14 protein-coding genes and 2 pseudogenes are annotated in these 17,329 nt (G+C 65.7%); 10 read left to right on the forward strand and 6 right to left on the reverse strand.

The window, feature by feature from the left end; all coding sequences use genetic code 11:
• Window positions 1-23 precede the first annotated feature (23 nt).
• The 6 genes and pseudogenes from pgm to ACVILL_RS20700 form a co-directional block, all read left to right on the forward strand.
• Entirely contained in the window at window positions 24-1,664 is a 1,641-nt protein-coding gene (pgm, locus tag ACVILL_RS20675; protein WP_456730741.1) for a phosphoglucomutase (alpha-D-glucose-1,6-bisphosphate-dependent), read from the forward strand.
• A gap of 23 nt (window positions 1,665-1,687) precedes the next feature.
• Window positions 1,688-2,644, forward strand: a complete 957-nt coding sequence (locus ACVILL_RS20680) for an NAD-dependent epimerase/dehydratase family protein (RefSeq protein WP_456730742.1) — start codon at window positions 1,688-1,690, stop codon at window positions 2,642-2,644.
• Complete coding sequence (locus ACVILL_RS20685) at window positions 2,637-3,512, forward strand: dihydrodipicolinate synthase family protein (RefSeq protein ID WP_456730743.1); 876 nt, start codon at window positions 2,637-2,639, stop codon at window positions 3,510-3,512. Before ACVILL_RS20680 ends, ACVILL_RS20685 begins: the two co-directional genes overlap by 8 nt.
• A 97-nt stretch (window positions 3,513-3,609) precedes the next feature.
• Entirely contained in the window at window positions 3,610-4,698 is a 1,089-nt protein-coding gene (locus tag ACVILL_RS20690) for a S1C family serine protease (protein WP_456730744.1), read from the forward strand.
• A gap of 147 nt (window positions 4,699-4,845) precedes the next feature.
• Window positions 4,846-7,170 (forward strand): xanthine dehydrogenase family protein molybdopterin-binding subunit, encoded by a 2,325-nt coding sequence (locus ACVILL_RS20695; protein WP_456730745.1) that lies wholly within the window; start codon window positions 4,846-4,848, stop codon window positions 7,168-7,170.
• 128 nt (window positions 7,171-7,298) lie between these two features.
• Window positions 7,299-8,411: pseudogene (locus ACVILL_RS20700) on the forward strand (integrase core domain-containing protein); the annotation flags it as partial.
• A gap of 199 nt (window positions 8,412-8,610) precedes the next feature.
• Here the strand turns inward: ACVILL_RS20700 and ACVILL_RS20705 are convergent.
• The 3 genes and pseudogenes from ACVILL_RS20705 to ACVILL_RS20715 form a co-directional block, all read right to left on the reverse strand.
• Window positions 8,611-9,808: pseudogene (locus ACVILL_RS20705) on the reverse strand (acyl-CoA dehydrogenase family protein).
• 13 nt (window positions 9,809-9,821) lie between these two features.
• Window positions 9,822-10,967, reverse strand: coding sequence for an acyl-CoA dehydrogenase family protein (locus ACVILL_RS20710; RefSeq protein ID WP_456730746.1), 1,146 nt, complete (start codon window positions 10,965-10,967; stop codon window positions 9,822-9,824).
• An 8-nt stretch (window positions 10,968-10,975) separates the two neighbouring features.
• Complete coding sequence (locus ACVILL_RS20715; RefSeq protein WP_456730747.1) at window positions 10,976-11,830, reverse strand: enoyl-CoA hydratase; 855 nt, start codon at window positions 11,828-11,830, stop codon at window positions 10,976-10,978.
• A gap of 157 nt (window positions 11,831-11,987) precedes the next feature.
• On the opposite strand from ACVILL_RS20715, the gene ACVILL_RS20720 reads away from it, so the two are divergent.
• The 3 genes from ACVILL_RS20720 to ACVILL_RS20730 are packed head-to-tail and all read left to right on the forward strand — an operon-like array spanning window position 11,988 to window position 14,022.
• Window positions 11,988-12,602 (forward strand): LemA family protein, encoded by a 615-nt coding sequence (locus ACVILL_RS20720; RefSeq protein WP_456730748.1) that lies wholly within the window; start codon window positions 11,988-11,990, stop codon window positions 12,600-12,602.
• 21 nt (window positions 12,603-12,623) lie between these two features.
• Window positions 12,624-13,523 (forward strand): TPM domain-containing protein, encoded by a 900-nt coding sequence (locus ACVILL_RS20725; protein WP_456730749.1) that lies wholly within the window; start codon window positions 12,624-12,626, stop codon window positions 13,521-13,523.
• 4 nt (window positions 13,524-13,527) lie between these two features.
• Window positions 13,528-14,022 (forward strand): TPM domain-containing protein, encoded by a 495-nt coding sequence (locus tag ACVILL_RS20730; protein ID WP_456730750.1) that lies wholly within the window; start codon window positions 13,528-13,530, stop codon window positions 14,020-14,022.
• A 105-nt stretch (window positions 14,023-14,127) separates the two neighbouring features.
• On the opposite strand, the gene ACVILL_RS20735 is transcribed toward ACVILL_RS20730, so the two are convergent.
• The 3 genes from ACVILL_RS20735 to ACVILL_RS20745 form a co-directional block, all read right to left on the reverse strand.
• Window positions 14,128-14,733 (reverse strand): glutathione S-transferase family protein, encoded by a 606-nt coding sequence (locus ACVILL_RS20735; protein WP_456730751.1) that lies wholly within the window; start codon window positions 14,731-14,733, stop codon window positions 14,128-14,130.
• 97 nt (window positions 14,734-14,830) lie between these two features.
• Window positions 14,831-15,640, reverse strand: a complete 810-nt coding sequence (locus tag ACVILL_RS20740; protein WP_456730752.1) for an MBL fold metallo-hydrolase — start codon at window positions 15,638-15,640, stop codon at window positions 14,831-14,833.
• The gene (locus ACVILL_RS20745) at window positions 15,637-16,011 is read right to left on the reverse strand and encodes a Crp/Fnr family transcriptional regulator (RefSeq protein ID WP_456730753.1); all 375 of its coding nucleotides are present in this window, start codon (window positions 16,009-16,011) and stop codon (window positions 15,637-15,639) included. Before ACVILL_RS20745 ends, ACVILL_RS20740 begins: the two co-directional genes overlap by 4 nt.
• Before the next feature lie 257 nt (window positions 16,012-16,268).
• Between ACVILL_RS20745 and ACVILL_RS20750 the strand changes: the two genes are divergently transcribed.
• Window positions 16,269-17,255: a hypothetical protein gene (locus tag ACVILL_RS20750; RefSeq protein WP_456734314.1), complete on the forward strand. Its 987-nt coding sequence runs from the start codon at window positions 16,269-16,271 to the stop codon at window positions 17,253-17,255.
• Window positions 17,256-17,329: the final 74 nt, after the last annotated feature.

The raw sequence follows: 17,329 nt of genomic DNA on the forward strand, positions 1-17,329 counted from the left end.
CGATACCAGATCTGAGAGGTCACGTGACTGCACCAAATCCTGCCGCCGGCAAACCCATCGACCCCGCCGCGCTTGCCAATGTGCCGCGGCTGGTCACGGCCTATTTTGCGGGCAAGCCCGACGCCGGCGACCCCACCCAGCGGGTTGCTTTCGGCACCTCCGGCCATCGCGGCTCGTCGCTGAAGAATTCCTTCAACGAGGACCACATCCTCGCCACCACGCAGGCGATCTGCGATTACCGGCGCGAGAAGGGTCTCACCGGGCCGCTGTTCATCGGCATCGACACCCATGCGCTGGCCGAGCCGGCGCTGGCCAGCGCGGTCGAGGTGTTCGCGGCGAACGGCGTCGAGATCATGATCGACGCGCAGGGTGGCTACACCCCGACGCCGGTGATCTCGCACGCGATCCTGAGCTACAACAAGGGACGCGGTACGGGCCTCGCCGACGGCGTCGTCATCACGCCGTCACACAACCCGCCGGAAGACGGCGGCTACAAATACAATCCGCCGCATGGCGGTCCGGCCGACACCGACGTCACCGCCGTCGTCGAGAAGCACGCCAACCGCTACATCGAGGCCGGGCTCAAGGGCGTGGCGCGGATGCAATATGATCGCGCGCGCAAGGCCGCGACCACGCATCTGCACGATTACATCACGCCCTATGTCGCCGATCTCGGCAACACGGTCGATCTCGCGCTGATCAAATCCGCGGGCGTCAGGATCGGCATCGATCCGCTCGGCGGCGCGGCGGTGCATTACTGGCGGCCGATCATCGCGCGCTACGGCATCAACGCGTCAATCGTCAATGATACGGTCGATCCGACCTTCCGCTTCATGACCGCGGACTGGGACGGCAAGATCCGGATGGATTGCTCCTCGCCTTACGCGATGGCGAGCCTGATCGACATGCGCGACCGGTTCGACGTTGCGTTTGCCAACGACACCGACGCCGATCGTCACGGCATCGTGACGCGCTCGAACGGGCTGATGAACCCGAACCATTTCCTCGCCACCGCGATCGCCTATCTGTTCGCGCACCGGCCGCAATGGGGCAAGGACGCCGCGATCGGCAAGACCATTGTGTCGAGCTCGATCATCGATCGGGTGGCGAAGAAGCTCGGCCGCAAGCTGGTCGAGACGCCGGTCGGCTTCAAATGGTTCGTCGAAGGACTCGGCAGCGGCGGCTTCGGCTTCGCCGGCGAGGAAAGCGCGGGCGCGTCGTTCCTCAAGCGCGACGGCACGGTGTGGACCACCGACAAGGACGGCATCATCCTCGGCCTGCTGGCGGCCGAGATCATCGCTAAAACCGAGCGCGATCCGAGCGAGCTGTTCAAGGAGCTGACCGCCGAGCTCGGCGTTCCCTACTACGAGCGTATCGACGTCGCGGCGACGCCGAAGCAGAAGAACGCGCTGAAGGCGCTCGGGCCCGAGCAGCTCAACATGACCGAGCTCGCCGGCGATGCCGTGCGCGCGGTCAGGACCAAGGCGCCCGGCAACGATCAGCCGTTCGGCGGCATCAAGGTTGAGAGCGAGGCCGGCTGGTTCGCCGCGCGTCCCTCCGGCACCGAGGATGTCTACAAGATCTATGCTGAAAGCTTCCGCGGGCCGGATCATCTGAAGCAGATTCAGGGCGACGCGCAGGCCGCGATCGCCAAGGTGTTCTGAAGGCGCGGGGCCGGGCGGAATTCATGCGTGTATTGTTGACCGGCTCTTCCGGCTGGCTCGGCCGCTTCCTCGCGCCGCGGCTTCGACAGGCAGGCCATGCCGTGGTCGGCCTCGATGTCGTCCCGGGCGACGCGACCGACGTGGTCGGATCGGTAGCCGAGCGATCGGTGGTCGAGCGCGTGTTCGACGATCACGGCATCGCGGCGGTGATCCATGGCGGCGCGCTGCACAAGCCTGACATCGCGCGCTTCCGCCCGCAGGCCTTCGTCGATGTCAACGTCACGGGCACGCTCAATCTGCTGCAGGCCGCCGCGGCCGCGGGCCACGATCGTTTCGTCTTCACCTCGACGACGTCGTTGATGATCTCGCAGGCGATCCGCGACGAGGAGGGCCACGCCGCGGTGTGGCTCGACGAGACCACGGGACCGCTCGAGCCGCGCAACATCTACGGCGTGACAAAACTTGCCGCTGAAGGGCTGTGCCGGCTGTACAGCCGCGAGCATGGGCTGAATTGCGCCGTGCTGCGCACCAGCCGCTTCTTCCCCGAGGACGACGACACCATCCGCGATATCCATGGCGAGAACCTGAAGGCGACCGAGCTGCTGTATCGCCGCCTGACGGTCGAGGACGCCGCCGATGCTCATATCGTGGCGCTGGAGAAGATCAGGGGATTCGAGGTCTTCGTGATCAGCGCGCCGACGCCGTTTGCGCGCAGCGACGTCGCGGACCTGAAAACCGACGCCGCCGGCGTGATCGCGCGCTATTTCCCGGATGCGCCGGCGCTGTTCACCAAGCGCGGCTGGCAGCTGCCGACATCGATCGGCCGGATCTACGATGCCGGCAAGGCAGAGCATCTGCTCGGCTTTCGCGCGAAAGCCGACTTTGCCGCCGTACTCGGCGCCCTGCGCAGCGGCGAGCCGCTTCCCTTTGCGCACGATCCCGACTATGTCTCGCCGTCAACGAGGCTCGCAAATGGCTGATTTTCACGGCGTCTTTCCGTATCTGGTGTCCCCGGTCGATCCCGCCGGCCATGTCCGTACCGAGGTGCTGGCCCGGCTCTGCGACGATCTGATCAAGGCCGGCGTCCATGGGTTGACGCCGCTCGGCTCGACCGGCGAATTCGCCTATCTCAACAACGCGCAGCGCATGCAGGTGGTGCAGACCACGATCGAGGCCGCGCAAGGCCGCGTGCCGGTGGTCGCCGGCGTCGCCTCGACCTCGACGGCCGATGCGGTGGCGCAGGCCAAGGCCTATCAGAAGCGGGGTGCTGCCGGCATTCTCGCGATCCTGGAGGCCTATTTTCCGCTCAGTGATGCGCAGGTGGAATCCTATTTCCGCGCCATCGCCGACGCGGTCGACGTTCCCTTGGTGATCTACACCAATCCGAATTTCCAGCGCTCGGACCTCACGCTCGACGTCATCGCGCGTCTCGCCGAGCATCCGCGGATCGGCTACATCAAGGACGCCTCGACCAACACCGGCCGGCTGCTGTCGATCATGAACCGCTGCGGTGATAGCCTGAAAGTGTTCTCGGCTTCCGCCCACATCCCGGCGGCCGTCATGCTGATCGGCGGCCATGGCTGGATGGCCGGTCCGGCCTGCATCATCCCGCGGCAGAGCGTTGAGCTCTACAATCTCTGCCGCCGCACCCGCTGGGACGAGGCGATGGCCCTGCAGCGCAAGCTCTGGCGCATCAACGAGGCCTTCGCCCGCTTCAACCTCGCCGCCTGCATCAAGGCCGGGCTTTCGATCCAGGGCTACGATGTCGGCGATCCCGTGCCGCCGCAGGCGCCGCTCACGGCCGAGCAGCGCAAGGTGGTCGAGGCAGCCCTGCGGGATCTCGGTTGAGCGCGCGACTGGCCGCGCGGCAATATGCCGGGCATTCCGCCTTGGCCGCGCCGGAAACCTCTGCTGATCCCAAGCGTTTGTTGCTTGGAGCATACCCATGAACCGGCGCACCGCCGTTGTCCTGGCCGTCGTCGCGGCCATTCTCTTGATCGTCGCGGCCGGCAACATCCGGCAGGCGCCGTGGACGGGTCCGGCTGCCCGCGCGGTCGCCGAGCGCGGCGCGCTGTCGGAGGCCGAAAAGGCCAATGTCGAGATCTTCGAGAAGGTCTCGCCGTCGGTCGTGCAGGTGGTGACGCAAACCGCCGCCAATCCGCTGAGCGAAGACCAGGAGAGCGGCTCGGCGTCCGGCACCGGCATTGTCTGGGACAATGACGGCCACGTCGTCACCAACAACCACGTGGTGCAGAACGCGAGCCAGGTCGCGATCCGCTTTGCCTCCGGCGAAGCGGTGCGCGCCGAGATCGTCGGCACGGCGCCGAACTACGATCTGGCGGTGCTGCGCATCCGCAGCGCGCGCAACCTGCCGCCGCCATTGGCGCTCGGCAGCTCGGCCGACCTCAAGGTCGGCCAGTTTGCCTATGCGATCGGCAATCCGTTCGGGCTCGATCAATCGATGTCGAGCGGCATCATCAGCGCGCTGAAGCGCAGGCTGCCGACCTCCAGCGGGCGCGAGATTTCCAACGTGATCCAGACCGATACCGCGATCAATCCCGGCAATTCGGGCGGCCCGTTGCTCGATTCCGCCGGGAGGCTGATCGGGGTGACCACGGCGATCCTGTCGCCGTCGGGGTCGAATGCCGGCATCGGCTTTGCGATCCCCGTCGATATCGTCAATCGCGTCGTCCCTAATCTGATCCGCAACGGCCGCGTGCCGACGCCCGGGATCGGCATCGTGACCGCAAATGAGGCGGTCGCCACGCGTATCGGCGCCGAGGGATTGATCATCGTGCGCACAACCCAGGGCTCGCCGGCCGAGCGCGCCGGGCTCCGCGGGGTCGATATGTCGACCGGCGAACTTGGCGACGTCATTACCGCGGTCGACGGCAAGCCGGTCCACCGGCTCTCGGATCTGGCTGATCAGCTCGAACAGATCGGGGTCGGCAAGAAGGTGCACCTCACCGTGAATCGCGACGGCTCGGCGCGCGATGTCGAGGTCGCCGTCGTCGATATCGGCCGGGCGCAATGATGTAGGCACTGATCGGCGGAATGCCACCGGACGTGCTCGCGCATGATGCAGGCCGGGCGTCCCCGGGCGCGGTTGTCAGGCCGCCAAAATCCGCTAAAACCCCCGCCAAATTCTTGGAAGTCTTCTTGGAAGTCGAAGGATACACTGATGAACATTCTTCCCGGCAATATGCGTTTTGGTGCGGGCCAGCCAGTCAAGCGTCTGGAAGACCAGCGGCTGGTCACCGGGACGGGACATTTCATCGACGACAAGCCGCAGGACGGCGCGCTCTGGCTGCACGTGCTGCGCTCGCCGCACGCCCACGCCAATATCAAGTCGATCGACGTCAAGGCGGCGCTGGAGATGCCCGGCGTGACGGCAGTCTATACCGGCGCCGACCTCGTGAAGGACGATATCGGCACGCTGCCGACGCTCGCGATCTTCAAGCGGCCCGACGGCTCGCCGATGACGGTGCCGCCGCGTCGCCTGCTGGCGCATGAGGTGGTGCGCTACGCGGGCGAGGGAGTGGCGGCCGTGGTCGCGACCTCGCGCGTGCTGGCGCAGACCGCGGCGGAGGCGATCGAGATCGATTACGAGGTGCTGCCCTCGGTGGTCGATCCGGTCGAGGCGATCAAGCCGGGCGCGCCGGCGGTCTGGCCCGAGGCGCCCGACAACATCGTGGCCGCGATGAGCTACGGCGACGCCGCCAAGGTCGAGGAAGCCTTTGCCAGCGCCGCGCACAAGGTGTCGCTCGATCTGGTGAGCCAGCGCCTGGTGCCGTCGGCGATGGAGCCGCGCTCGACCATTGCCGAGATCGAGAAGAAGACCGGCCGGCTCATTCTCCATGTGCAGTCGCAGACCCCGGGCTCGACCCGCGACCTCTTGGCGGAATCGATCCTGAAGCGGCCGAAGGACAGCGTGCGCGTGCTGGTCGGCGACATCGGCGGCGGCTTCGGCCAGAAGACCAGCCTCTATCCGGAAGACGGCATCGTCGCCTATGCCGCGACCAAGCTGAACGAGAAGATCCGCTGGCGCGGCGACCGCACCGACGAGTTCGTCGGCGGCACCCATGGTCGCGACCTCACCTCGACCGGCGAGTTCGCGCTCGACGCCAAGGGCCGCGTGCTGGCCTATCGGGTGCGCTCGATCGGCGGCACCGGCGCCTATTCGTCGGGCACCGCCAACATCATTCCGCTGGTGCTCGGCCCGTTCGTGCAGACCGGCGTCTACGATCTGCCGCTGGTGCATTTCGAGGTGAAGTCGGTGATGACCCACACCGCGCCGGTCGGCGCCTATCGCGGCGCCGGCAGGCCCGAGGCGGTGTTCATCGTCGAGCGGCTGTTCGATGCCGCCGCGCGCCAGATCGGCATGGATCCGCGCACCATCCGGAAGGTCAACTACATCAAGCCGGCGCAGCTGCCCTACACCAACGCGGTCGGCCAGGTGTACGACTCCGGCGCCTTCGCGCGCATGCTGGAGCGTGCCTCCGATCTGGCCGACTGGAACGGCTTTGCCGCGCGCAAGAAGGCGGCGAAGAAGAAGGGCCTGCTCTACGGCCGCGGCCTGACCAGCTACATCGAGTGGACCGGCGGCCGCGCCCACACCGAGAAGGTCTCGCTGCACGCGACCGCCGAGGGCCGCGTCATCCTGCATTCCGGCACCATGGCCATGGGCCAGGGCCTCGCCACCACGTACACCCAGATGGTCGCCGATACGCTCGGCATCGCCATGGACAAGATCGACGTCGTCCAGGGCGACACCGATCTCGCCACCGGTTTCGGCAGCGTCGGTTCGCGCTCGTTGTTCGTCGGCGGCACCGCGGTTGCGGTCTCCAGCAACGACATGATCAACAAGGCGCGCGACAAGGCCTCCAATTTGCTGGAAGCCTCCGCCGAGGACATCGAGTACCGCGACGGCTTCCTCACCGTGGTCGGCACCGACAAGCGCATCAGCCTGTTCGAGATCGCGAGCAAGGAGAAGGGCGCCAAGCTCTCGGTCGAGAGCGAGGGTGAGGTCGACGGGCCGAGCTGGCCGAACGGCACGCACATCTGCGAGGTCGAGATCGATCCGGAGACCGGCGTCACGCGGGTGGTGCGCTACACCACCGTCGACGACGTCGGCGTCGCGGTCAATCCGATGCTGGTGACGGGGCAGGTGCATGGCGGCGTTGTCCAGGGCATCGGCCAGGCGCTGTATGAGGGCGTCGCCTACAGCGAGGAGGGTCAGCTTCTGACCGCAAGCTATCAGGACTATTGCATCCCGCGCGCCTCGGACATTCCGCCGATCACAGTGACGCTCGATCCCTCCGCGCCTTGCAAGACGAATCCACTGGGCGCCAAGGGCTGCGGCGAGTCGGGCGCGATCGGCGGGCCGCCCTGCATCACCAACGGCGTGATGGATGCGCTGAGCGAGATCGGGATCAAGCAGCTGAATACGCCGCTGACGCCGGCGAAGATCTGGCAGGCGATCCAGGACGCCAAGGCGGGGGTGTAAGCGCGCGAGTGTCAACACCCTCCCCTGGAAGGGGAGGGTAACGCTGGGTCCTAACCGGCTACATGGGTAACAGAATAGACCGGCGACATGGGTAACAGGTCAACTGATCGGCGAGGAGGGCCTTGCCGATGGGATGGACGGAGACCTGTGCAGTGGAAGAACGGATGCGATTTGTGGTGGCGGTGGAGAAGCACGAGGAATCATTTGCGGCGGTGTGCCGGCGGTTCGGGGTGAGCCGCCGTGTGGGGTACAAATGGCTTACGCGTTTTGAGCAGGAAGGCGCCGGTGGGCTGTTCAACCGGTCGCGGGCTCGGCTGCATCATCCGCAGAGCATAGCCGAGGGGATCGCCGAGCGTTGCCTTGAGGTGCGTCGGGCGCATCCGACCTGGGGGCCGATCAAGGTGCGCGCCTTTCTTGAACGGAAGTCACCGCGGACGGCATGGCCTGCGGCGAGCACGATCGGGGAACTGTTCGACCGCGAAGGACTGACGGTGAAGCGCAAGCTGCGCCGGCGCGGGCCGCCCTCGAACATGCCGTTTGCGACGTGCGCGGCGGCCAATGATGTGTGGTGCATCGACTTCAAGGGCTGGTTCCTGACCGGCGACGGCAAGCGATGCGAGCCGCTGACGATCACCGACGCGTACAGCCGCTATCTGCTGCGCTGCCAGGCTCTGGCGCGCACCGACACGGATCATGTCTGGCCGGTGCTCGATGCGGCGTTCCGCGAGTTTGGGTTGCCGCACTACATGCGTTCGGATAACGGCTCGCCGTTTGCCTCGCGTGGTGCCGGTGGGTTGTCGCGGCTGTCGGTCAACCTGATCAAGGCCGGCGTGACGCCGGAGCGCATTGCGCCGGGCAAACCTCAGCAGAATGGCCGCCATGAGCGGATGCATCTGACGCTGTTGCAGGACACCGCCAATCCGCCGGCTCCCACCATGCGCGAGCAGCTCAAGCGCCTCCGCAACTTCCAGCATCTCTACAATGAGGAGCGTCCGCACCAGTCGCTCGATAACGCTACGCCAGCCGACCGTTACCAGGCCTCCTCACGCCGCTTCGACGGTGTCTTGCGCAAGCCGGAATACGATGACCAGGACGTCCGCTCGGTCCGGCACAACGGAGAGATCAAGTGGCTCGGCAACACGATCTACATCAGCGAAGCGCTGATCGGCGAACCCGTCGGCCTGGCCGAGGATCAGGACGGTTGGATCGTCAGCTATGGCCCGATCGAGCTCGGCACGATCGCTCATCGTGGGGACCAGCTTCGCAAGCCCAAACGAACGACAAAAGGCTGTGGACTTGAGGACAACGCTCCGCGTTGCCCTCAGGGTCCACAGCCTCAACAACAACAGACCTGAACGAAACGAGAATTGTGTTACCCATGTCGTCGGGTTGAAGTGTTACCTAAGTCGCCGGTTGCTCAGCTGAGCGCTCGGGTGCGAGCTACAACCCCAACACCATCTTCGCGATGATGTCTCGCTGGATCTCCGACGAGCCGCCGAAGATCGTGTAGGCCCGCCCGTTGAGATATTCCGGCATCACGGGCAACAGCTCCTCGGGAATCGCCGGCTCGTGGTTGAGCCGGTAGAACGGCCGTGCCGGCTCGACGGCAAGGCCGTCCTGGCCGATCACGTCGACGCCGAGCCGCGTCACGGCCTGGCGGATCTCGCTGACACGGAGCTTGATCAGCGATGACACCGCGCCGGGATTCTGCCCGGTCTGCAGCGCCGACAGCACCCTGAGCTCGGTCATCTCGAGCGCGTCGATGTCGACCTCGACCTCCGACATCCGCATCGCGATGTCGGGATCCTCGATGGCGCGGCCGGTGACGTCGGAGTCCGCGAGATCGGCAATTGTCTTCAGCGCCTCGCGCAGCTTGGCGGATGCGATGCCGGAGCCGCGCTCGAATTCGAGCAGATACTTGCCGTAGGTCCAGCCCTTGCCTTCCTCGCCGACGCGGTTGGCGACGGGCACGCGGACGTCGTCGAAGAACACCTGGTTGACCTCGTGATCGCCGCCGATGGTCAGGATCGGGCGGGTGGTGATTTCCGGGCGTCTTCATGTCGATGAGAACAAAACTGATGCCGTCCTGCTGCCGCTCGCCCTCATTGGTGCGCACCAGCGCGAACATGCGGTTGGCGTGATGCGCATGCGTGGTCCAGATCTTGGTGCCGTTGATGATGTAATCGTCGCCGTCGCGCACCGCGCGGGTCTTCAGCGAGGCGAGGTCGGAGCCGGAGCCGGGCTCGGAATAGCCCTGGCACCAGTAATCCTCGCCGGACAGAATCCGCGGCAGATAGAAAATCTTCTGCTCGGGCGAGCCGAAGCCGATGATAACGGGGCCGACCATCTTCACGCCCATCACGTTGACGTTGGGTACGCCGGCACGGGCGCATTCGGCCTCGAAGATCCAGCGCTGCGCCGGCGTCCAGTCCGGCCCGCCGTGTTCGACCGGCCAGCCCGGCGCGCCCCAGCCCTTGGCGTGCAGCGCGCGCTGCCAGGCCATGCCGATATCGGGGTCGGAGAACACCGACGGCGTCAGCGCGGTGGCGCGCTTCATTTCCGGCGTCAGGCTGGAGGCGATGTAGTCGCGGACTTCCTGCTCGAAGGCGCGCTCCTCGGCACTGAAGGTGAGATCCATGATGCGCTCTCCGTTACGCGTGGGCACGGCCGCTCAGCGCGGCGTGGCGGCGATAATGATGGGCGCTGCCGCCGAACAGCGTGTCGAAGGCGAGCAGCCGCTTGAAATAGGCGCCGATGTCGAGCTCCTCGGTGACGCCCATGGCGCCGTGCAGCTGCACCGCCTGCTCGGCGACGAAGCGCGCGCATTTGCCGATCTTGGCCTTGGCGCCGGATGCCGCGCGGCTGCGGGCCACCGGCTCGGCATTGGCCATCAGCGCGGCGCGCAGCGCCATCGAGCGGGCCTCGTCGACCTGCATCGCCACGTCGGCAAGGCGATGGCGGATCACCTGGTTGGCCGACAGCGGCCGGCCGAACTGTTTTCGAATTTTGGTGTATTCGAGCGTGGCGTCGAGCAGCGTCTGCATGATGCCGACCGCTTCCGCGCCGAGCGCGGCCATCGCGCGGTCGACCACGGTTTCGATCGCGGGCAGTGCATCGTTGCCGTCGCCGAGCAGCGCGTCGGCGGGCAGTTGCACATCCCTGAGATCGAGATTGCAGCCGCGCCCGCCGCCGAGCCGCGCATAGTCGCGCAGCGTGACGCCGGGCGTATCCGCCGGCACCAGGAACAGCGCACGCTTGCCCGATGCGCCGTTGGCGTTGGCAGCGCGGGCCGAGACGATGATCTGGTTGGCGGCCGCGCCGTCCAGCACGGCGATCTTGCTGCCGCTCAGCCGCCAGCCGTCGGCGGTCTTGCTGGCGGTCGTGTCGACATGGGCGAGGTCGAAGCGCGCGGCGCGTTCCGAATGCGCGAAGGCGAGCGTCAGCCCACCCTCGGCGATCCTGGGCAGGATCGCCTGCTGCTGCGCCTCGGTACCGCATTCGGCCACCAGCGCGGCGCCGATCACGATCGTGGAGAGGAACGGCTCGGACACCAACCCGCGGCCGAACGCTTCCATCAACAGTCCGATCTCGATCGCGCCGCCGCCAAGCCCGCCATGGGCTTCACTGATCGGCAGCGCCAGCCAGCCGAGCTCGGCGAACTGTTTCCAGATCGCGGGCGAATAACCCAGCGGATCGTTCGCCGCCTTCTTGCGATGGTCGGCGGTAAACGTCTCCGCCACGAAGCGGTCGGCACTTTCGCGCAGCAGGCGCTGCTCGTCGCTCAGGGTGAGGTCCATCTGGCTTTCTACACGTTCGCGGTTTTCTTGACGGAGGGATGCAGACCCGCGGGATCCACTACCATTCCGAATTCCTGAAGATTGTGGGCGTGGCAAAGCTGATGCAGCGCGAAGGCCTGATCAATCGCAGCGGGCTGCCCCATGATGTCAGTGGTGCGGTTCACCGCCTCCTTGGAGAGCTTCAGCGCGAATGCGGGCTTCGCCGCGATCCGCCGCGCCAGCGCCAACGTGAAGGACGAGAGATCTCCGCGCGGCACCACGTGATTGACCATGCCGAGGCGATGCGCCTCGTCGGCGCTCCAGACATCGGCGGTGAACAGCATCTCCTTGGCCTTGCGCGCGCCGAGCTCCCAGGGATGCACGAACCACTCGACGCCGCAGACGCCCATCGTCACCACGGGATCGCAGAACTCGGCATCGTGGCTGGCGACGATCAGGTCGCAGGCCCAGGCCAGCATCAGCCCGCCGGCGATGCACTTGCCGTGCACCTCGGCGATCGTGGGCTTCGCCAAATTGCGCCAGCGCCGCGTGATCTGCAGGTAGATCTCCTGCTCGCGCGCGAAACGGCCGTGGGCGTTGGGTTCGGCGAAGCCGCCCCAATTTCCGACTGGCGGGAAATCGACGCCCGCTTCATTCTTGCCGGTCGGACGCAGGTCGTGACCGGCCGAGAAATGCGGGCCGTTGCCGGCGAGGATGATGACCTTGACCGCGTCGTCCTGCACCGCCCGGTCGAAGGCGGTATTGAGGTCGTAGGTCATCTGCAGGTTCTGGGCGTTGCGGGCCTCGGGGCGGTTCATCACGATCCGCGCGATCGCAAGCTCGGGCCGTTCGACGACAATCGTCTCGAATTGTTCAGACGTCATGGATCCTCCCCGGATCGATTTTTTCGCCATGATGAACGGCGCGGGCAGGGATAGGCAAGCGCCATCATCCGCAAAAGCAGGCGTGAAATCCGCCGCACGGGATTATCCGGCGAAAATCTGTTACGCTGACCGAGAATCCACCGGGAGGACCACCTTCATGCGCAAGCTTTGGACCGTGCTGGCAGCGCTGGCGACATTGAGCCTGACCAACTGCGGCTACAACGCGATCCAGACCAATGACGAGCAGGTCAAGTCGAGTTGGTCGGAGGTGGTGAATCAGTACCAGCGGCGCGCCGACCTCGTGCCGAACCTGGTCAACTCGGTGAAGGGCTTTGCGCAGCAGGAGAAGGACGTGCTGCTCGGCGTCACCAATGCGCGCGCCAAGGTCGGCAGCATCCAGGCGACGCCTGAGGTGCTCAACGACCCGGCCGCGTTCCAGAAGTTCACGCAGGCGCAGGGCGAACTCACCGGCGCGCTGTCGCGGCTCCTGGTCGTCACCGAAAACTATCCGCAGCTGAAGTCGGATGCGCTGTTCCGCGATTTGATGGCGCAGCTCGAAGGCACCGAGAACCGCATCACCGTGGCGCGCAACCGCTACATCAAGGCGGTGCAGGAGTACAACGTCGGCATCCGCACCTTCCCGAACAATCTCACTGCAATGGTGTTCGGCTACAAGGACAAGCCGAACTTCACGGTTGAGAATGAGAAGGAGATCTCGACCGCGCCGAAGGTTGATTTCAATCCGGCTCCGGCCCCGGCGCCGTCGAAATAGCACAGGCAGGCGCTCGTCGCGATGCCAGCCGCACGCGTCATCCTGCTCGCTTTCCTGCTGGGCTTCGTGTGCCCCGCATGGGCTGAGGTCGCGGTGCCTCAGCTCACCGGCCGCGTCGTCGACCAGACCGGCACGCTGTCATCAGCTGATGTCGCGTCGCTGAACGACAGGCTGAAGGATCTGGAGAGGCGCAAGGGCAGCCAGATCGCGGTCCTGATCGTGCCGACGTCAGGCGAGGAGACGATCGAACAGTTCTCGATCCGCGTTGCGGAGGCGTGGAAGATCGGCCGCAAGAAGGTCGATGACGGCGCGCTGCTGGTCGTTGCGAAGAACGACCGGCATTTGCGTATCGAGGTCGGCTACGGCCTGGAAGGCGTGCTGAGCGACGTCGTCACCCGCCGCATCATCGACGAGGACATCACGCCGAAATTCAAGGCCGGCGATTTCGCCGGCGGCATCTCTGCCGGCGTCGACCGGATGATCCGCCTGGTCAATGGCGAGCAATTGCCGGCGCCCGAGCCCGAGCATTGGCAGGCGCCGAACCTTGTCGACTTCGCCAATCCGGTCGTGATCTTCGGCGTCATCATCGTGGCAGGCTTCCTGCGCGGCCTGCTGGGGCGGCTGTTGGGCTCGGTCGCGACCGGCGGCATCGTCGGCGTCTTCACCTGGATGCTGGCCGGCTCGCTCGCCACCGCCCTGCTGGTCGGGCTGTTCGCCGGCGTCGCGGCGCTGATTTTTGGCGGATTGAATTTTGGCGGCCCGGCAGCCGGCTCGGGACCGTACCGGCGCGGTGGCGGTTATTCCGGCGGCTGGTCCGGTGGCGGCGGGGGCTGGAGTAGCGGCTCGAGCTCGAGCGACAGCGGCGGATTCAGCGGCGGAGGCGGCAGCTTCGGCGGCGGCGGCGCCTCGGGGAGCTGGTAGGCATATGAGCATCAAGCGCATCGGCAAGCATCTCATCGAGCATCGCTGGCGTGTGCGGCGCGAATTTCCGCCGCACGTGCTCGACGCCATCGAGCAGGCGATCAAGGCCGGCGAGGCCACCCATTCCGGCCAGATCCGCTTCGTCGTCGAGGGCGCGCTCGACGGCGTGCCGCTGTTCCGCAACCAGCCGGCGCGGGAACGGGCGCTCGACGTGTTCTCGCATTTGCGGATCTGGGACACCCATTACAACAATGGCGTGCTGATCTATCTCTTGCTCGCCGACCGCGACGTCGAGATCGTCGCCGACCGCGGCATCGATGCGAAGGTTGGCCATGCCGGCTGGGAAGCGATCTGCCGCGCGATGGAAACGGATTTTCGGGCAGGCCGGTTCGAGCAGGGCGTGATCAAGGGGATCGAAGCGGTGTCGCGGGAGCTGGCGAAGCATTTTCCGCCTCCCGCCGGCCCGAACGAACTGCCGGACAAGCCGGTGGTGATTTGAGCCCTCTGGACGTCATTGCGAGGAGCGACAGCGACGAAGCAATCCATGTCTCCGCAAGTGGCAATATGGATTGCTTCGCTTCGCTCGCAATGACGACTGGCGAGCCTACGCCTTCACCGACGGTCGTTCACCGACGCGGTTGAACCAGGCGACGATGTTGGCGTTCGACTGGTCCAGCGGCTGGCCGACCTGATTGCCGAAATCGATCCAGCAATAGAGCAGCATGTCGGCGAGGGTGAAGCGCTCGCCGCAGATGTATCTGCGGCCATCGGCCATCTGGTTATCAAGCCATTTGATGCGGTTGGCGGCGATCATCTTCAGCCCCGGCGAGGCCTCGGGCGCGACCGGGATCCGCTTCTCGAAGAATTTCAGCGCCTCGCCGAAGCGGTAGCCGTTGGCGAGCGGCTCGGCGATGTTGAGGTCGACGCGGCGTGTCCACATCCGGCATTCCGCGCGCTCTTCCGGCGTGGTACCGATCATGGCGGGCGCGGGCTGCTTCTCCTCGAGATATTCGCAGATCGCCGTGATCTCGGAGAGATAATTGCCGCAGTCGAGCTCGAGCGCCGGCATCTGGCCGTGCGGATTGCGCTTCAGATGGGCTTCCTCGCGGTTCTCGCCCTTGCGCAGGTCGACGGTCTCCTTGGGCACGTCGATGCCCTTTTCCGCCATGAACATGCGCACGATGCGCGGATTTGGGTCCGATCGAGTCATAGAGTTTCATGGTCCTCGCTCCCTGTTCTTCAGTGTTGTTGTTGCTTGCTGTTGAACAGGCCGAGCGCGGATTTGTCAAATGCGAAGGAGAGCAAGGCTAATCGTCGAGCTTGTTGAGGTCGCGCACCGACTGCATGATCGGCTCGAAGTTCGAGCGCGCATCGAGCGCGTCGAACAGTTGCGCCGTGTCCTCGAGCAGACCGTGCGAGCGCTGCAATGCGATCAGCACGTCGTCCTGCGGCGTGTCGGACAGCCGGCCGTGACCCGACAGCAGGATCTTCGAATTGAGGCCCTTCAGCCGTTCCAGCGATTGGATGTAGTCGGCAATCGAGCCGGAGCCGAACACGCCGCCCATCACGCCGCCGGGCATCAGCGTGTCGGCCGCAAACAGCAGGCCCTTGTCCTGGTCGAACAGCGTGATGCAGGCCGAGGTGTGGCCCGGCGTGTACATCACGTTGAGGCGGAAATTGCCGAGGTCGATCAGATTGCCTTCCTCGAGCCAGATGTCGATGTCGATCGGAACGTTCGGCTCGTTGAACATCTTGCGCAGCATCGAGAAGTCGTCGCGCAGCATGATCTTGTTGGCGGCGAGCCGGTGCGCGGCGATGTAGGCTGAGCCGTGAAAATGATAGGCCGCGCCGATGTGATCGAGATGCTCGTGGCTCAGCACCACCATGTCGATCATCTCGGGCGTGATCCCGAGATGGTTGAGACAGGCGACCAGCGACGGATAATTGGTCGACAGCCCGACGTCGATCATGATGGTCCGCTTGCTGCCGCGCACGAGATAGGCATTCGCCGCGCGGTTCTTGAAGCGGATCTGGTAGACGTCGTCGGCGGCCTGGATCAGCGTCGCGACCTCAGCGTCGAACAGCGTCTTGAACGGGCTCGGCTTGCGTTCGCTCATGGTGCGGCCGCCGTCCGGTAGGTGACGGCGTTGGAGGCGCGCAGGCGCTTCGAGAGCGCATCCATCACCATCAGCGCGAAGGCCGGTTGCTGGCTGACCAGATAGACGAAGCGGGCGTGGTTGATCCGCATCACCCGGGTTGCGGGTGCGGAGGCGATCGCGGTCGCCGAACGCGCCGAGCCGTCGATCACTGCCATCTCGCCGAAGAACTCGCCCTTGCCGAGGCTGACGATGATCGTCTTGTTTTGGCCATCGATCTTGGCGATGTCGACCTTGCCGTCGAGCACGACAAATAACTCGCGGCCGGTCGAGCCTTCCTCAAAAATGACGTCATCGACACCAAATTCCTTGATGCATTTCTCGATCGTCATGGCGCTCTCCTGCCTTCTGGCTGGAAGATGGCGGTATGTTAATCGGGAAAGCGCCGCGCGCAAACGGAGCTGACAGATTGCCGCAGCGCGGCACCGCCCAAATCCGGCCCGGAAAACTCCCTAAAATTTAGGTAATGGCGGAGCCGGGTAACCATTTCGCAAGCAATAAAAGTTACCGAATTGTCAACCTAGTCTGGAGACTTTGAAACGTGAGTGAGCAGCAGAGCGAGCCGGTCAGCGGTCAGACCGGCGCCGAAATGGCGGCGAAAAGCGAGCCTGTGTTGGCTGCGGCCGAGGCTCCCCGGCTTGCGCCCGAGCAGGAAGAGACGTCGCCAAGGTCCGACGCGCCCAGGATGGACGCGCCGCACGTCGAATCCCCGAAGGTTGAGCCGCCCAGGGTAGATTCCAGGGTCGACTCCAAGGTCGAGCCGACCAACATGGACGTGCCCAAGGTCGAGACCGGCAAGCGTGAGGAGCCGCGTTTCCCGGGCAAGCTGATGATCATGGCGCCCGGTGACCGCACCTGGGACCATGAGGCGACCGCCTCCAGGCCGGGCGCCGAGCAGGCGGCCAAGCCGGCGGGCAAGCCGGCCGGTTCGCGCCGGATCGGGGCGATGGCCGCGGTGATTGCGCTGGCGACCGCGGCTGGCGCCGTCGGTGGCGCGCTCGCGACCGCAGGCCTTGGCCATCTCGCCACCCCGGCGGTGGCCTCCGCCACCGATGCGGCTGCCAAGGACGCGACGGCCAAGGACGCGGCCGATGCCGCGTTCGCCCGGATCGAATCCGAGATCGCCGCCCTGAAGACCAGCGTCGAGCAGACCGCCAAGGCGGGCCAGACCCAGTTCAGCAAGGCCAGCGACCGGATCGAGAAGGTCGAGAAGGCCCAGGCCGAGCCGATGGCCAAGCTCAACAAGCTCAGCGAGACCGTCGAGAAGCTGCGTGCCGCGCCGCAGACGACCGTCGCTGCCGCGACCCCCGCCCGCGAGGTCACGGGGTCGGTGACGCCGGCGACTGCCGCGGCAGCGCCCGCCGCCCCGAGGCCCGAGGTCGGCCGCCTGCCTGTGGTCGATGGCTGGGCGCTGCGCGACGTCGGCAATGGCGGCGCGCTGATCGAGGGCCGCAGCGGCATCTACGAGGTCTATGCCGGAGATCCCGTCCCCGGCCTCGGCCGCGTCGACGCCATCCGCAAGCAGGACGGCCGTTGGGTGGTGGTCACCAGCAAGGGTCTGATCGTCTCGCGCTAGAACTCCGGTTCTGATTGAATCAGAACCGAAGCTCTAGATTCCTGCTTTGACGCGTTTTTTTTCCGCGAACCGGT

The organism is Bradyrhizobium sp. USDA 3364 (assembly GCF_054056355.1).

Excerpts from the sequence above, each read along its gene's own strand:
- ACVILL_RS20680 (WP_456730742.1), top strand. The coding sequence starts at position 1,688 with ATGCGTGTATTGTTGACCGGCTCTTCCGGCTGGCTCGGCCGCTTCCTC.
- ACVILL_RS20685 (WP_456730743.1), top strand. The coding sequence starts at position 2,637 with ATGGCTGATTTTCACGGCGTCTTTCCGTATCTGGTGTCCCCGGTCGAT.
- ACVILL_RS20690 (WP_456730744.1), top strand. The coding sequence starts at position 3,610 with ATGAACCGGCGCACCGCCGTTGTCCTGGCCGTCGTCGCGGCCATTCTC.
- ACVILL_RS20695 (WP_456730745.1), top strand. The coding sequence starts at position 4,846 with ATGAACATTCTTCCCGGCAATATGCGTTTTGGTGCGGGCCAGCCAGTC.
- ACVILL_RS20710 (WP_456730746.1), bottom strand. The coding sequence starts at position 10,967 with ATGGACCTCACCCTGAGCGACGAGCAGCGCCTGCTGCGCGAAAGTGCC.
- ACVILL_RS20715 (WP_456730747.1), bottom strand. The coding sequence starts at position 11,830 with ATGACGTCTGAACAATTCGAGACGATTGTCGTCGAACGGCCCGAGCTT.
- ACVILL_RS20720 (WP_456730748.1), top strand. The coding sequence starts at position 11,988 with ATGCGCAAGCTTTGGACCGTGCTGGCAGCGCTGGCGACATTGAGCCTG.
- ACVILL_RS20725 (WP_456730749.1), top strand. The coding sequence starts at position 12,624 with ATGCCAGCCGCACGCGTCATCCTGCTCGCTTTCCTGCTGGGCTTCGTG.
- ACVILL_RS20730 (WP_456730750.1), top strand. The coding sequence starts at position 13,528 with ATGAGCATCAAGCGCATCGGCAAGCATCTCATCGAGCATCGCTGGCGT.
- ACVILL_RS20735 (WP_456730751.1), bottom strand. The coding sequence starts at position 14,733 with ATGACTCGATCGGACCCAAATCCGCGCATCGTGCGCATGTTCATGGCG.
- ACVILL_RS20740 (WP_456730752.1), bottom strand. The coding sequence starts at position 15,640 with ATGAGCGAACGCAAGCCGAGCCCGTTCAAGACGCTGTTCGACGCTGAG.
- ACVILL_RS20745 (WP_456730753.1), bottom strand. The coding sequence starts at position 16,011 with ATGACGATCGAGAAATGCATCAAGGAATTTGGTGTCGATGACGTCATT.
- ACVILL_RS20750 (WP_456734314.1), top strand. The coding sequence starts at position 16,269 with ATGGCGGCGAAAAGCGAGCCTGTGTTGGCTGCGGCCGAGGCTCCCCGG.